Source organism: Flavobacterium notoginsengisoli, assembly GCF_042686225.1.
GTDB lineage: Bacteria > Bacteroidota > Bacteroidia > Flavobacteriales > Flavobacteriaceae > Flavobacterium > Flavobacterium notoginsengisoli.
The window spans coordinates 1-16,184 of sequence record NZ_JBHUOT010000018.1; the positions used below are offsets into that span (position 1 = coordinate 1).

The window sequence follows — 16,184 nt, forward strand, 5'->3', positions numbered from 1 at the left end:
GGAAAAAACAAAATGAGCGTTTTAAATGCTGTGAGAAATAAAATAATCCATCGGGTTTTTGCGGTAATAAAAAAACAAACCTCTTATCAAAAAGATTTGGTTTTATCATAGAAATCGGAATGACAAAAATTGTGCGAATAAAAAAATCCGATTTGTGAAAACAAATCGGATTTTATAAATTGAAAATTATATATAACTCCGTAAAGATAATTAATCTTTACATTGTATATTTTTACAAGTGAATTACTTCGCCGTAAGCATCAGCTACAGCTTCCATAACAGCCTCGCTCATTGTTGGGTGAGGGTGGATTGATTTAAGGATTTCATGACCTGTAGTTTCCAGTTTACGAGCTACAACAGCCTCAGCAATCATATCTGTAACACCAGCACCAATCATGTGGCATCCTAACCATTCTCCGTATTTAGCATCGAAAATTACTTTTACAAATCCGTCAGCATTTCCGGCAGCTTTAGCTTTTCCAGAAGCTGAGAATGGGAATTTACCAATTTTTAATTCGTAACCTTTTTCTTTTGCTTGTTTTTCTGTTAAACCAACAGAAGCGATTTCTGGAGTTGCGTAAGTACAACCCGGAACGTTTCCGTAATCGATTGGGTCTACGTGAAGACCTTTGATTTTCTCCACACAGTTAATTCCTTCAGCAGAAGCCACGTGAGCTAAAGCCTGACCTGGAGTAACGTCTCCAATTGCGTAGTATCCTGGAATATTAGTTGCGTTGTAAGCGTTTACTAAGATTTTATCTCTGTCAACCGCGATTCCAACTTCTTCTAATCCGATGTTTTCAATGTTTGTTTTGATTCCAACAGCAGAAAGAACGATATCAGCTTCTAAAACTTCTTCTCCTTTTGCCGTTTTAACGAACGCTTTAACTCCAGCTCCTGATGTATCGATACGTTCAACAGAAGAGTTTGTCATTACTTTAATTCCGGATTTTTTCAAAGAACGCTCAAATTGTTTTGAGATATCTTCGTCTTCTACAGGAACTACGTTTGGCATAAATTCTACGATAGTAACATCTGTTCCCATTGAGTTGTAGAAGTGAGCGAACTCAACTCCAATTGCTCCGGAACCCACAATGATCATAGATTTTGGCTGAGTTGGCAATGTCATTGCCTGACGGTATCCAATTACTTTTACACCATCTTGAGGTAAGTTTGGTAACTCACGAGAACGAGCACCAGTTGCGATGATAATGTGATCAGCGCTATATTCTGTAACTTTATTGTCTTTATCTGTAACGTCAAGTTTTTTTCCTGGTTTTAGTTTTCCAAAACCTTCGATAACGTCAATTTTATTTTTTTTCATTAAGAATTGAACTCCTTTGCTCATTCCCTCTGCAACACCACGGCTACGTTGAACAACAGCTGGGAAATCTTTATCGAATTCAGAAACTTTCAATCCGTAATCAGAAGCGTGTTTAAGGTAATCAAAAACCTGAGCTGATTTTAGTAATGCTTTTGTTGGGATACATCCCCAGTTTAAACATACACCTCCAAGGTTTTCTTTTTCAACTACAGCTACTTTGAAGCCTAATTGTGAAGCTCTAATTGCTGTAACATATCCGCCAGGACCACTTCCTAAAACAATAACGTCGTATTTCATTTTTTTTGCTTTTAGTATTAACTATCGAAAAATGAATTCTACAATTCCGAAACTCATCTTTCGATTTATTCTTTTGTTATTTGTGCTTGCGAATTTAAGGATTTATTTTAAATGAACGCCCGAAAATTTGTTTTTAAAGTCGGAGATTTTGACCTTTTCACAGAAACTGAAGGAATTGTGAATTGTAAATTGTGAATTATGAATTGATTTTTGTGATTTAATGATTAGTTCTTAGTAATTAGTTCTTAGTAATTAGTCCTTAGTCCTTAGTTCTTAGTCTTTAGTGAATAGAGAGAAGTGCTTTTAATTAAAAAAAAAGCCACAGATTATAAAGATTAACACAGATTTTTTAAAAATCCTTTTAATCCAAATAATCTGTGGCTAAATATAAGTTAAAGCGTTATAAGTTAAAGATTAAGCGTATTTAACTATAAACCAAAAACTATAAACTGTAAACATTTTAAACCTTAACGTGTCCCCAGTTTTCACCGCTGGCAATTCTTCTGATTTGCATTTCGCTTACGCCGAATTGTTTGGCGATCATTTTAAGACGTGTTTTTTGTTCCGGTCTTGCTAATATTTTCTTGATTAACATGACTTTTGTTGTGGTCAGTTTTCTTCCGTCTGCTTTTAGGTTATGTTCGATCAGGTTCTTTTTGGCCTGAATTACACGTGGACTTTTACGGCTGTGCGCCATCATTTCCTGTTTGGTTGCCCAACGTAAGTTACTTATGTCATCATTGCTTCGGTTGTAATCGAGGTGCAATACATAAGTTTGGTCTTCAGATTGTTTTGGGATGAAATACTGGGCAACTAACTTGTATAAGAAAAGATATTTATTGACGATTTTATCATCTTTTTTAACCTTAAAACGGAAAGTTGGGTATCCGTCACTTAAACCGCCTTTTAAGATTCGGCCGTTTTCAATTTCGTCAGTAAAGCTTATTAATCTTCCTCTGTTTGAAATTGCATATTTAAGTTGTAATGAGGCGTTTATTTCTATTTCTTTAAATTGTTCATTCGGATAAAATCGATTGTGTGGCATATTCTTTTACATTTGATTTCTATACTCTCAAAGATAAAGAATAAACGAAAAATTTTTGCTATCTCATTGATTGTGAAACCTCAATTTTATGATTTCTATAACGCTAATTTAACGTTTTAAAGTGTTTTTGACAGTTTTTAGTGGGATTTTAAATCACAAATTATCAAATATGCAGTTTTTTAATTTTGAAATTAACATCAAATTATGGCTAAATAATGATTAAATTATTGATCGAGCCAGTTTTTAAAGTTGTGGATTTCCTTTTTACTGATAAAAATAGGATCGTTTTCTACAGATGGAACAGTCAAAATGAGTTCTACTTTCTGATGAGAATGTTTCACAACTTCTTTAATACTATTTCGATGAACGATATACTTTCTGTTTATTTTAAAGAAATGGAAAGAATCTAAACTGTTTATGATATCGGTTATCGTACTATTGTATAAATAACTGTTTCCTGATTTTAAGTAGATAAATAAATGTTTCCCAGTTGCGGCAAAATAAGTGATTTCGCTTTCGCTGACAGAAATTAGTTTATAACCGTGATTAACTAAGAAATGACGCTGTATTTTACTGCTTTCGGGATTTTCTATTGCTACTAAAGATTGAAGCGTAGAATTGCTGTTGAAGCTGTCTTTAATTTTTTTGAATTTGTGAAGCGCTTCCAATAATTCTGATTCTTCAAAGGGTTTTAAAAGATAATCAATGGTAAAATGTTTGAAAACAGAAATGGCGTAAGAATCGTAAGCCGTAATAAAGATGACAGGGCAGGCGATAATCGTTTTTTCAAAAATTTCGAGACTTTTTCCGTCTCCCAAATGAATGTCCATAAAAGCCAGATCGACTTTGTTTTCGCTAAAAAAAATAACAGCTTCTTTTACCGATTTTAGAACACTGATTTCTGTAATTGGTAAAATATCCTGCTGTTCTAAAATGGATTTTAGATAACTGGACGCCAGATATTCGTCTTCGACGATTGCAACTTTCATTTTTTAGACATTTGGTTTTCTCTAATTATTTGCAAAGATAATTCAGTAATTAGTTTTTCCAATAAAAAAAGGTCCAGCTTAAAAAAACCGGACCTTCTTAAAAAACAAATAGGTATTATAGATTGGGATTGTTCAATCTCGCGTTTGCAGGATAGATAATCGTATAACGCGGATCATTTTGTATCAAAGTATATTCGTCTCCATCTACAGTGTGAATGATTTGTTTTTGAGAAGTTCTTCTCAAGTCAAACCAACGGTGTCCTTCGGCAGCAAATTCACGGCGTCTTTCGTCACTGATAAAAGTTGCTAAATCTGCAGCGTTCATTGCGTTAACAGAAGCTGTAAGGTTGCTTAGACCTGCAGGAGTATAACGTTTTGCAATAAAAGCTAATACAGTCGTTTTCGCATCGGCCATATTATTTAACTCCAATAAAGTTTCTGCTTTTGTCAGATATAATTCAGAAGATCTAAAAGAACATTTTTGAGCATCTTCTCCTCCTTTTTGAATTCTGAAACGGCTTCCGTTTGCTAAAAAGTAAAGCGAGTAACGTATATCTGTTGTTTTGTTGTAAGCCGAAAGTAAATCAGGAGAAGCATATGAAACTGATTTCAAACTATTATTAAATACATTTTCAAGTGCTAAGATCGATTCTACACCATCAAATCTGTTGGCTAAAACTTTAGTTGAATTTAAATCAACTAAATCATTCTTGATTGCCAATGCTTTGTTTGCAGCTTCAAGAGATTTTTGCCATTGTTTTTGATACAAGTAAATACGGCTTTCTAAACTATATAAAGAAACTTTTGAAAAACGATAATTTAATCCTTTTGGCTGAGATGCTACATTAAGTAATTTCTCTGCTTCATTGGTATCAGAAATAATTTGGTTGTAAATTACTTCTACACTTTCTGGAATAAACGCCTGTTCTAAATCTATTTCTAATGCTAAAGGAACTGCTTTGTCGCTTGCTGCAGTTGCTGCATTGTAAGGTTTTGCAAAAAGGTTAACCAAATCAAAATAAGCCATTGCTCTCAATGCATAAGCTTCTCCAATTAATTGATCTCTTTCTGCAGAAGCTTCTATTTTTTTAGACGCTTCGTTGATTAATACATTCGTGTAAAAAATTACAGTATATAAATTTTGATATTGAAAAGAAGTGGTAATCTTATCGGGATTTGCATCTTTCCAAATGTAAATATCTCTGAAATAGATAAAATCGTCGAAGAATTCATTCAATGTAAGCTCGTCTGCACGAACTGCGCTCAATGATTTATGTTGTGGATAAGCAGAATATCCTGTAGTTAAAACGGCACGAAATTGTGGTAATGTTTCCGGAATTACTTTACCAATAGGTGTTACATCCAGATAATCATCACAGCTGCTTATGGTTAACGCTGCGATAAAAAACAATATATATTTTGAGTATTTTTTCATCTTTTGATAGTATTAAAAAGTAACATTACAACCTACAGTAAATGACTTAGGAACGGGCTGAGAATAAATATTTCCATAAGTTTCAGGATCAAAGTAACCTTTGAAATCAGAACTAATTACAAATAAGTTTCTTGCTTCAACATTAAGTCTAATACTCGAAATATTAATGTGATCTGTAAACGCTTTTGGAAGTGTATAACCTAAACGGATACTGTTCAGTCTCATATAACTCATTTTACGAACCCATGTATCCAGATAATTCATAGTTATAATATTGTTTCCTCCAGAATACCATTGGTATGCCATCCAAGAATCTCCTGTTCCAGAAGTCATGCTTGTAATTCCTGGTAAGTTAGAAGATGTATTAGTTGGTGACCAAGCATCTAAAATTCTACTTGAATAATTTCGTCCTCTGTCTACTTCAGCTCCGTTGTAAGGTGGAGTTTCTACAACAGTTTGGTCTAAAGTAAATGAAGCCACAACTGCTAAATCAAAATTACCCACTTTGAAAGTATTGGTAATACCTCCTGTAAATTTAGGGTCTCTATCTCCTAAATAAGTGAATAAATCTCTAAACTCTGCAGCAGATAATTTTGATTGCGAAAATTCTCCTGGTAAGAAATCTGCAAATAAATCATATAAGCCAAAGAAAGTCTGACTGTTTACTGTTTCTCCTTTTTTGTTTACGAATAAAGGATTTCCGTTTTCGTCGATTCCGTTTGTTTTAAATCCGAAAACTGCATTTACAGGACGACCTTCTCTGCTTGGCATATAATCAGTATCACGAACTTCTATACGGTCAATATTACTCTTGTTTTGTGCAAGATTGAAGTTGGTAGTCCATTTAAAATTTGGACGATCGATATTTCTTGTTGCAATAGAAAGTTCAAAACCTTTGTTGGTTACCTGCGCCCAGTTCATGTTTGTAAATTCAAAACCATTTTCTAGAGGTAATGCTCTATTACCTAATAAATCGGTACTTTTTCTTCCGTAAACATCAGCAACAATGCTAATACGGTTATGAAACAATCCAAGATCTGCACCAAAGTTTGTATTCGTAGTTTTTTCCCAACGCAATTTTTCGTTCGGAGGACTAACCACTACAATTGTAGGTTCTGTTTGTCCTGGAAGAATAGTTGTAGTTTTGTTTTCTCCTACAACAAATGGAGAAGTATTTTTGTCGATATTTCCTTGTAAACCATAAGAAGCACGTAGTCTTAAGTTAGAAATAACGTTGCTGTCTCTTAAGAAGTTTTCCTGAGAAACCAACCAAGCTCCAGAAGCAGACCAAAGTGGCAAGTATTTGTATTTCGGGTCTACACCAAATAAATCTGAACCATCATAACGTGCACTTCCAAAGAAAGTATATTTTTTGTTATATGTGTAAGAAGCAGTTGCAAAGAAAGAAGCAAAAGCATTTTCATTTTGAGATTTCAGGTACGTTCTGTATTCAGGGTTGTTTGCAAAATCCGAATTTGGGAAAACGATTTGCTGAGTTGTCAATGTATTTTCATCAAAACCGAACCCTCTAGTTTCTATAATTGTTTGGTAATTTCTTCTCAGCTCATTACCAACCATAATTTCAACTTCGTGCTTGTCAGCAAAATTGTTCGAGTAATTAAGCGTTGTTTTTAAATTGTATTGAAAAAAGTCGTTATTAGAATTTTCGATTACACCACCTGTCGGAAGGAAATAATTGAAATTACCATTCGAAAAATAACGTGATTTTTCTTTGTATCTTCTTGTATAATAACTGTTTTGACCAGCAAATTTATCAGTAGAAGTCTGGTCCAACTGAAGACCAAGCTGACTATTTGCTTTTAAATGATCTGTAATTTTATATTCAGCATCCAAAAGTGCTTTTATGGCTCTTGCTTTCAGCTCGTAAGAGGTGTTTGCTCTTTCTTCAAAAAGATTATATGGAACGTAACGGTCAGAATATCCTGTAATATCCTGGTCGTAATTGTAACTTCCGTCAGCATTATAAGGCGTAAGATACGGATTTACGTTTCTTGAATAATTAGCAGGATTTGTATTTCCACTTGCTTCTGTAAGGTAAGATTTTTTTATAGATTCTGAACCAAAAAGCCCAACACCAACTTTAAATCTGTCCGATATTTCGTAGTTGTTTTTTAATGTTAAATTGTAACGTTTGAAACCAGTTCCAATAGTAGTTCCTTGTTCATCATAAAAACCTGCAGAGAAATAGTAATCTGATTTTTCGCCTCCACCAGACATGCTTAAACCATGCTGTGTATTGATTGCATTTTGGTAAATTAAATTACCCCAGTTCAAATTATTGTTTCTTAAAGCATTAATAGAATTTTGAGTAGCTGGACTCAAAGCAGAGAATCCGCCAGTTCTGAAAGCGCTTAATTCATTAGCTCCATTTAAAATACGAGCTACCTGTCCACCAGTATCTCTGTATGTTAAATCTGAACGACTAGCCATGCCAAGTTCAAAATCAACTTTTTGGTTAGAGTTCATTAAATTCAATTTATCGAAATCTGGTCTTTGCGTGATAAAAGTGTTAGTGTTGATATTGATTACCATTTTACCGCTTCTTCCTTTCTTAGTGGTAATTACAATAACTCCATTGGCAGCACGTGCACCATAAATAGAAGTTGCAGCAGCATCTTTTAGAATGGTAATATCTTTAATATCATCAGGGTTTAATCCTGCGATAGAATAATTTGCCAATAAATCTATGTTGTCTTTATCGTAGTTTGTAGGAACATCTCGACCTTCTAATGGCAATCCATCCAAAACCCAAAGAGGATCCTGAGAACCATTAAGTGAAGCAGTACCTCTAATTCTAATTTTAGCTGGTGCTCCTGGTGCTCCGGATGGTGTGGTCACAACAACCCCCGCCACTTGTCCTAATAACATTTGGTCAACACTGGCAACTCCGGCTTGTTGGATGGAAGCCATATCAACTTTCGCAATTGCACCGGTAACTTTTCTTTTTTCAATTTTTTGATAACCTGTAACTACAACCTCCTGAAGTTTTGCTGTTTCAGATGTTAAGTTAACGGTATAATTTTTTTGACCGTCTAATTCCAAAGTATACGATTTGTATCCCATGAAAGTAACTCTCAAAGCAGTAACATTTTTGGCAACTTTCAAAGTGAATTTACCGTCGAAATCTGAAGTAGTTCCAATAGCTTCACTATGAATAATTCCTGCCATAGCAGTTTTGTTTGAAATAGAATTATTCTCAACGAAGATGGATGCACCTGGAATTGGCGAAGAATCTGTCGCATCTTGAATTATCCCCGAAATGGTTCGGGATTCCTGCGAGTATCCTGCGATGGCAAGGAACAGCAGTAAGGCTTGTAAAATTTTTGTCATGTTTTTTGTTGTGTATTAAAAGGTTGTATTATTTAGGGCTTTATCGATTCGTTGTATCAAATCGCGGTAATGGTTTTGAGTAGATTGATCTCCGGTACTTTTTTTAGTTTTTAATAATTGAAGGATTTTATTTAGTTCTCCTTTTTTATCAGAAGTCACTTCAGTAACTCTTTTTAAAGAAGACTGATTAATGTTCCTCGCCATATGAGCATCATCTAAATAACTGCACAAATGAGGCATATTTAAAGTCTGCTGAATATCCAGTAATTTTTTAGCATCTGTTTTTTCAAATAATTTGTTTGTTGAAACAATTAAAACATCCACATAATTCTTTTGTGTCATTCGTTCCAAAATGCTCAAAGATTTATTCTGAATCGTTCCCGCAAAAACACTTTGATGCATTTTTTTAAACAAGTCATTTACGGTAAAAACAGGGTCTTTGGTTTTGTTACGCTGATACAATTCGTTTTCGGTCATTCGAAGCAAACGATCATCGCTAAACAAATCGTATAAGATGCTGTACTGCAATTCTCTCGAAAGTGTGTAAGGCGTATATTCGTAAGGACCAAGAGGAGAATCTTTCAACGGATTGGTTTTGTCTAAAATGTCATTAAAAAATAACCACTGCGGAATTGTAATGACATTTTTAGCTAAATAATCAGTCGCTCTTTTCTGCATTGCTGCCGGAACCGGAACGTAACTTTGTTTGTTGTCTCCATGAACCGTTTCGTTTAAATAAACACCACCAATATTGTTCATCACATGACGATTGTATAACTGCCATTGACCAATAGTCCCGATGTATAATTTTCCGGTTTCATAATACGACTGATCTTTGTCGTACGTCCAGCTTAAAATATTATCGACAACACGTTTTAGGTTTTTCAAGCCATATTCACTCGCTTTTACAGCATCATTTCCTAAATCTTCAGATTGAGAACGTGGATCAACAATAGTTTCCTGTTGTTCTCCGTAAAAGTAAATCGGATCATTCTGATGTTTTGTAATTAAAGTATTTAGGTTTAAAGTCTCATTATCATTTGGACCATACCATCTATATCCCCATTCGATAGCATATTTGTCATATTCACCAATTTTTGGCGTAATTACAGTTACGTTATCTTCTGGCTGTGCTACATAATTATAACGGGCATAATCCATAATAGAAGGAGCAGTGCCACCCATTTTTGCTGTAAATTCTTTAGAACGCAAGGATTCAACATCATAAGCAAAAGAAGAACCCATATTATGTTTTAGACCAAAAGTATGACCCACTTCGTGAGACGAAACAAAACGAATTGCCTCTCCCATATGCTCATCACTAAACTTATTGCCTCTCGCTTTTGGATCGATTGGTCCAGTCTGAATGCGCATCCAGCTTTGAAGCGAAGTCATCACATTATGCCACCAAATGATGTCGGCTTCAATAATTTCACCGCTTCTTGGGTCAACCACAGATGGTCCCATTGCATTCGATTTTGGAGAAGCCGCATACGTAATTACAGAATAACGAACATCATCAATATCAAAATCTAAATCTTGTTCAGTAGGTTCTTTTGCAATAACAGCATTTTTAAATCCTGCTTTTTCAAAAGCTGCCTGCCAATCGTGAACTCCATCAATAATATACTTTCTCCACTGCTTAGGAGTAGAAGGATCGATGTAATAAACGATTGGTTTTTTCGGCTCTACTAATTCACCTTTTAAATAACGCTCTTCGTCTTCCTTTTTTGGTTCAAGACGCCAGCGTGTTATTAATTCTTTTTCAAGCATTGCCTGTTGTGCATCGGCAAAATACCAGTGTTTTTCTGAAAAAAAGCCAATTCTTTTATCAGAAAAACGAGGTTTCATTGGCGTTTTATCCAATAAAATAATATTACTTGTTACGCCAAGAGTTACCGACAATGCCGGACCGCCTTCGCTTACAGAAGTTGTCAGTTGAGATTTGACAACAATATTTTTTGGGAAAGATTTTAAACCTTCAATATAAGAAAGCTCAGATTTAACAGAACCGCCAAAACCAATGTTGCTTAAAACATCATTGAAGCTTTTTTGTTTTCCGTCAAAAATCTTATTTACTTTTATTACAACAGCAGTCGAATCATTGTTTTTGGTTTCAATATCAAAAACTTCAATGATTGATTCTGCAAAATTGTCCTGAACCGATTGTGTAATTGCGTCTTCTTTTGGTGAAGAAACTTTAGGTACATACGATTTTACCCAGACTTTCTTTGCAATTGTATCTTTATAAAAACTGATAATCTTGTTTTCATAATTCATTCCTTTATTTAAACCGGCTTCATTTACCTGAAAAGGAACCTGAGATAATTTGTTTACAACCAAAAACTCTCTTTGGAATAAGCTGTCCTGAATTTCAAAATAAACATCTGTTTTTACCTGAATAATATTGAAAAGCCCTTTTTTAACGGTTCCCTTTTTGACAAGGTCACTGTATTTTTTACCTTTTTTAGAATCGGTAGAATCTTTTTTAATTTCAGTTGTTACCTCTTTTTTGTCTTTCTTCTTTTTTTGAGATTGAACAGTAAGTGGAGATAATACTAATAGAAGTATGCAAATTGTTATCAAATTATGCAGGAATGCCTTTTCCTTCATCAGATGTTAAGTTTAGGTTAATTTTTGGCCGAAACTATTTTATTTTCGTGCAGCAAAAAAAAAAAAAGGAGTGAATGGATTTTTTTCAGGAGTGAATGGATAATAATGGAAGGATACAAACAAAATAGCCATCTTTTTCTGATGTCTTAAATTCGTTTTTTGAATAATAATTGTAAATGCTTTGGAGATAATTTAATCCAAATTTGGTGCTCGGTTCAGCATTCAGTTTCTTTTGAAGATTGTTGCTGATAATTACCTGATCTGCTTTAATCAGGATTTTTGTAGTAAGTGGATTTTCGGGAGTAGCCGAGTTATGCTTAATAGCATTTTCGACCACAACCTGAAAAGCAAGATAGGGGATATGTTTGTTTAATGCCGATTCGTCTTCGATTTCTATCGAAAAGAATAATTCTTCCTTAAAGCGAGTCTGCTGTAAAAAGATGTATTTTTCAATAAATAGTAATTCGTCCTTTAAAGGAACAATGTTTTTTTCCGGCGGATCAATTAAATAACGATAAATACGGGATAAGTTCAGCGTAAATTTTTGTGCTGTTTTAATATCACTTCCAATTAACATATAAAGTGAATTGAGTGAATTGAACAGAAAATGCGGATTAATCTGTTCTTTTAATTGCTGAAGTTGAATTAATGCTTTTTCCTTTATGATTTTTTCATTTTCAACGAGGAGTTTGTTTTTTTCCTGTATGACAATTCCTTTTTCTCTATACGCACGTCTGTTGGCATAAGAAAAAAGATAAAAAATCAAAAGAAGCATTACCGTGGTAATCGAATAAATCCAAGTCGAGTACTTTTTAATCAAAGCCACATTTTCATCTGAGACCATTTTAGGAACGTTAACGCACACAAACCAGTTGGAATGTTTGATGTCCAGTTTTTTGGTAAAACGAATGACATCTACTTTTAAAAATTCAGATAACGTTGTTCTTTTTGCAAAATCTTGTTTCTTACTGTAAATAGTATCAGACGGACTGAAAGTTGAGATCTTAAATATATTCTTTCCAATAAAAGCAATTTCCGGATGGTAAACACAGGTTCCGTTTTTGTCAAAAACAAAAGCGTAGGTAGTAGCTGTTTTTGTTTTGTCTATTTTAGAAATATAACTATGAAGTAATCTCAGATTGATATCATAACCGTATTTTACAGTCGTATTATTTTCTGAAACTAATTTAAAATAAATGCGCCAAACCCATTCTTTTCCTTGCGGAAGAACGACGCTGAGATGTTCTGCGTTTTTATTTTGAAGAAGAAATGCTTTTACATCATTTTTTATTTCGTCCGAAATAGCATTGTTTCCATAATGAATAGCATTGTCATTAATCTGAAACCAATTGTTTACAATCAGTTTATTGTTCGCCTGAAGCGAAGACAAAAGTTGTAAATTATTGTCAAGATTTGCCGAACTGCTTATTTTTAAAACATGCTCAATTCTTTTTTCCTGCTCCCAAAACTTCGTCAGTTCTTCAGACATGAATTCCTGCTTTTTAAAGAAGTTACGCGTCGCCAGATCATCATTCGATTTTTCGGTCAAATCCGTAATCAGATTACTCAAAAAGTAAACCGATGTAACCGTAACCAGAATTGAGACAATAACGTATATTAAAAAAGCACGTCTTGAAGTAATATTTTTTAATCTAAATTTCAAAGAATACCATTATGACTTAGTTCGCCACGGCGAACTGAGAGTCATATAAATTTTTATAGTAACCATCAGTTTTAGTTAATAACTCCTGATGCGTTCCCTGTTCAACAATCAATCCCTTATCCATCACCACAATTTTATCTGCATTTACAATTGTTGCTAATCTATGCGCAATAATAATAGAAGTTCTTCCTTTTGTAATCGTTTCCGTCGCGCGCTGAATCATTTCTTCTGAATAGGTGTCAATAGAAGAAGTAGCCTCATCCAAAATCAAAATACTCGGATTACTCACATACGAACGTAAAAAAGCAATCAGCTGACGTTGTCCGGACGACAACATAACACCGCGCTCTTTTACATCAAAATCGTAATTATTTGGCAGGTTCATAATAAAATCATGAACGCCAATTTTCTTTGCAGCATCAATTACCATTTCTCTTGTAATTTCAGGATTGTGCAAAGTAATATTATTGTAAATCGTATCGGCAAACAAAAATACATCTTGTAAAACTACAGCGATTTGTTTTCTAAGCGAAGCCAAAGTATAGTCTTCTATATTTTCACCATCAATACAAATCGTTCCGTTGTTAATTTCGTAAAAACGATTGAGTAAATTGATAATCGTAGATTTTCCGGCACCCGTAGAGCCAACAATTGCCACAGTTTGTCCTGCCGAAACCGACAAATCAATTCCTTTGATAACTTCTTCTTCAGGAATATAACTAAAACGAACTTGCTTAAATTCGATGCTCCCGTTAAAAACTGGTGCTTCAATTTTACCCGTATCCTGAATATGATCTTGTGTGTCGATAATATCAAAAACACGATTGGCAGCAATCATTCCCAACTGCATTTCGTTAAATTTATCCGCAATTTGTCTTAACGGATTAAATAACATCCCGATAAACATTGTATATGAAAATAAATCTCCAAAAGTCGTAAAATGATCGCCGTTTAAAATTCTAAAACCGCCGTAAACCACAACCAAACCTAAAGTAATAGACGAAATAATATCAGCTATTGGAAAGAAAATTGAGTTGTACAAAATCGTTTTAATCCACGCCACTCTATGTTTGTTGTTGATGTCTTTAAAGTTTTCGGCTTCGATTTTTTCACGGTTAAAAAGCTGTACGATTTTCATTCCCGTCACACGTTCCTGAACAAAAGAGTTCATATTGGCAATCTGCGTTCTTACTTCTTCAAAAGCTACCTGCATTTTGCGTTGGAAAATTCGGGTAATGTAAACCAAAATAGGCATCGCAACGATTACAATCCAGGTGAGTTTCCAGTTCATGTAAAACATAAAAAGCAGCACAACGACCATTTTCATCAAATCGCTTATAATCATAAACAATCCCTGACTGAAAATACGTGCAATCGATTCAATATCCGAAACAGCTCGCGTAACCAACTGTCCAACCGGAACCAAATCAAAATACTTCATTCTAAAACTCAGAATGTGCTTAAAAAGTTTCGTTCGAATATCTTTTACAATATCCTGTCCGAGCCAGTTGGCCCAGTATACAAAGTAAAATTGAGAGAAAACCTCCATCAGTAAAACCACGCCCATTAAAATGATGTACATTAATAATCCCATTTTGTCGTGGGTTTTAATATAACCATCAACTGTTTCTTTCAGTAAATAAGGACGAAGTGCGGCAAAAATAGAAAGCGAAACGGCAAAAATAATTACGCCGTAGTAACGCCATTTATAAGGCCTTGTATATTTTAAAATTCGTTTAAATAATCCTGTGTCGAATGCTTTTGCTTTCATTTATTTTTAGGAGCTGTTTCCTGCTTTCCGTTACAAGTTTTTCTCAAAAATAGGTTTTTGTATTATTTTTATAAAGCTTCCGTTGGTCGCTCTATAAAAATTACAAAAACAATATTTTTTTCAAAAAAGCTTTTCACTTCAATCAGGGCTATTAAATGTAATCGTAATAAATATTGGTTAAATATAAACCATGTGCGGGAACCGAAAATCCCGCTTTTTCTCTGCTTTTGCTGGCAATAATGTTTTCTAAATCCTCCAGTGTAATTTTGTGTAAACCGATATTAATCAAAGTTCCCACAATGGCCCGAACCATATTCCTCAAAAACCGATTTGCCGAAATGGTAAAAATCAGTTTTCCTTCTTCCTGTTTCCAAAATGCCTCAAAAATCGTGCAGTCAAATGTATTGACATCTGTATTGGTTTTCGAAAAACACTGAAAATCCGTATACTTTAGTAATAACTGCGCGGCTTCATTCATAAAATCCACATCCAATTTTTGATTGACATACCAGCTCAATTCCTGCAAAAACGGATTCTTAATCGTATTGATATGATATTCATACGTTCGTTTGGTAGCATCAAATCGACAATGCGCATCCTCATGAACCGGAATAATGTCAAAAATGGCAATATCTTTTGGTAAAAAAGAATTCAGCTTATGAACCAAAATAGGAACATTCAAAGTCTTTTCTGTATCAAAATGCCCAAACATTTCAGTTGCATGTACGCCAGTATCTGTTCTTCCGGCACCCATAATACTTATAGGTTCATTCAATAAAACCGAAAAAGCCTTATTTAAAGTTTCCTGAACAGAAGAGGCGTTAGGCTGTATCTGCCAGCCATGATAATGTGTTCCGTTATAAGCAAATTGAATAAAATATCTCACTTTAGAGGTTCAAAAGGTTCAGAGTTGCAAAGGTACAAAGGTTTTTTTTAAAAGTTGCTAAGGTTCTGAGATACTAAGGTGCTAAGTTTTTTCTTTTTAGGGACAAAGGTTTAAAGGTTTTTCTGTTAGGCATATCTGTAGAGACGCACCGCAGTGCGTCTAACGTTAGATTGGAAAAAAGAATAGCACGAAAGACGTACCATGATACGTTTCCAGGAAAAAAAACTTAGCACCTTAGTATCTCAGAATCTTAGCGTCTAAAAAGAAAAAATCTCAGTATCTTAGCATCTCAGAACCTTAGCCCCTTCAAAAAAATGACCAAAATCCTCCTGCTCTCAGATACACACAGTCATATAGATGATACCATTTTAAAATATGTAAATCAGGCTGATGAAGTTTGGCATGCAGGTGATATTGGAGATTTGGTAGTTACGGACACGATTAAAAAACTAAAACCATTAAGAGCGGTTTACGGGAATATCGACGATGCTAAAGCACGATTAGAATTTCCATTAAATAATCGTTTTTCCTGCGAAAATGTTTCGGTTTGGATTACTCATATTGGAGGTTATCCGGGAAAATACAACCCGAATGTTAAAGAAGAAATAGCTCAGAATCCGCCGAAGATTTTTATCTGCGGACATTCCCATATTTTAAAAGTGATGTTTGATAAGAAGAATAATCTATTACACATGAATCCTGGCGCAGCGGGGAAAAGTGGTTTTCACAAAGTGAGAACAATGCTTCGATTTGTAATAGATGATGATAAAATCAAAGATTTGGAGATCATTGAAATTGGAGAAAAATAGT

At 34.3% G+C, this 16,184-nt stretch carries 10 protein-coding genes; 1 reads left to right on the plus strand and 9 read right to left on the minus strand.

Going from position 1 to position 16,184, the window contains the following annotated elements:
- Positions 1-232: 232 nt before the first annotated feature.
- The 9 genes from lpdA to truA all read right to left on the minus strand — a co-directional run bounded on the left by lpdA (position 233) and on the right by truA (position 15,374).
- Entirely contained in the window at positions 233-1,621 is a 1,389-nt protein-coding gene (gene lpdA / locus ACFS3A_RS25725) for a dihydrolipoyl dehydrogenase (RefSeq protein ID WP_379828453.1), read from the minus strand.
- 460 nt (positions 1,622-2,081) lie between these two features.
- Complete coding sequence (locus ACFS3A_RS25730; RefSeq protein ID WP_379828455.1) at positions 2,082-2,666, minus strand: NUMOD4 domain-containing protein; 585 nt, start codon at positions 2,664-2,666, stop codon at positions 2,082-2,084.
- Between the two features lie 224 nt (positions 2,667-2,890).
- Positions 2,891-3,655, minus strand: a complete 765-nt coding sequence (locus tag ACFS3A_RS25735) for a LytR/AlgR family response regulator transcription factor (RefSeq protein ID WP_379828457.1) — start codon at positions 3,653-3,655, stop codon at positions 2,891-2,893.
- 115 nt (positions 3,656-3,770) lie between these two features.
- Positions 3,771-5,090 carry a RagB/SusD family nutrient uptake outer membrane protein gene (locus ACFS3A_RS25740; protein ID WP_379828459.1) on the minus strand — a complete coding sequence of 440 codons (1,320 nt, stop codon included), beginning with the start codon at positions 5,088-5,090 and terminating at the stop codon, positions 3,771-3,773.
- A gap of 12 nt (positions 5,091-5,102) precedes the next feature.
- Positions 5,103-8,441: a SusC/RagA family TonB-linked outer membrane protein gene (locus tag ACFS3A_RS25745; protein ID WP_379828461.1), complete on the minus strand. Its 3,339-nt coding sequence runs from the start codon at positions 8,439-8,441 to the stop codon at positions 5,103-5,105.
- Positions 8,442-8,456: 15 nt separating this feature from the next.
- Positions 8,457-11,054, minus strand: coding sequence for a zinc-dependent metalloprotease (locus tag ACFS3A_RS25750; RefSeq protein ID WP_379828463.1), 2,598 nt, complete (start codon positions 11,052-11,054; stop codon positions 8,457-8,459).
- Positions 11,055-11,139: 85 nt separating this feature from the next.
- The gene (locus tag ACFS3A_RS25755) at positions 11,140-12,717 is read right to left on the minus strand and encodes a histidine kinase (protein ID WP_379828465.1); all 1,578 of its coding nucleotides are present in this window, start codon (positions 12,715-12,717) and stop codon (positions 11,140-11,142) included.
- Between the two features lie 16 nt (positions 12,718-12,733).
- The gene (locus ACFS3A_RS25760) at positions 12,734-14,488 is read right to left on the minus strand and encodes an ABC transporter ATP-binding protein (RefSeq protein ID WP_379828467.1); all 1,755 of its coding nucleotides are present in this window, start codon (positions 14,486-14,488) and stop codon (positions 12,734-12,736) included.
- Between the two features lie 151 nt (positions 14,489-14,639).
- Positions 14,640-15,374, minus strand: a complete 735-nt coding sequence (truA, locus tag ACFS3A_RS25765; RefSeq protein ID WP_379828469.1) for a tRNA pseudouridine(38-40) synthase TruA — start codon at positions 15,372-15,374, stop codon at positions 14,640-14,642.
- A gap of 314 nt (positions 15,375-15,688) precedes the next feature.
- On the opposite strand from truA, the gene ACFS3A_RS25770 reads away from it, so the two are divergent.
- A complete protein-coding gene (locus ACFS3A_RS25770) occupies positions 15,689-16,183 on the plus strand; it encodes a metallophosphoesterase family protein (RefSeq protein ID WP_379828471.1) in 495 nt (164 codons plus the stop codon).
- Position 16,184 lies beyond the last annotated feature (1 nt).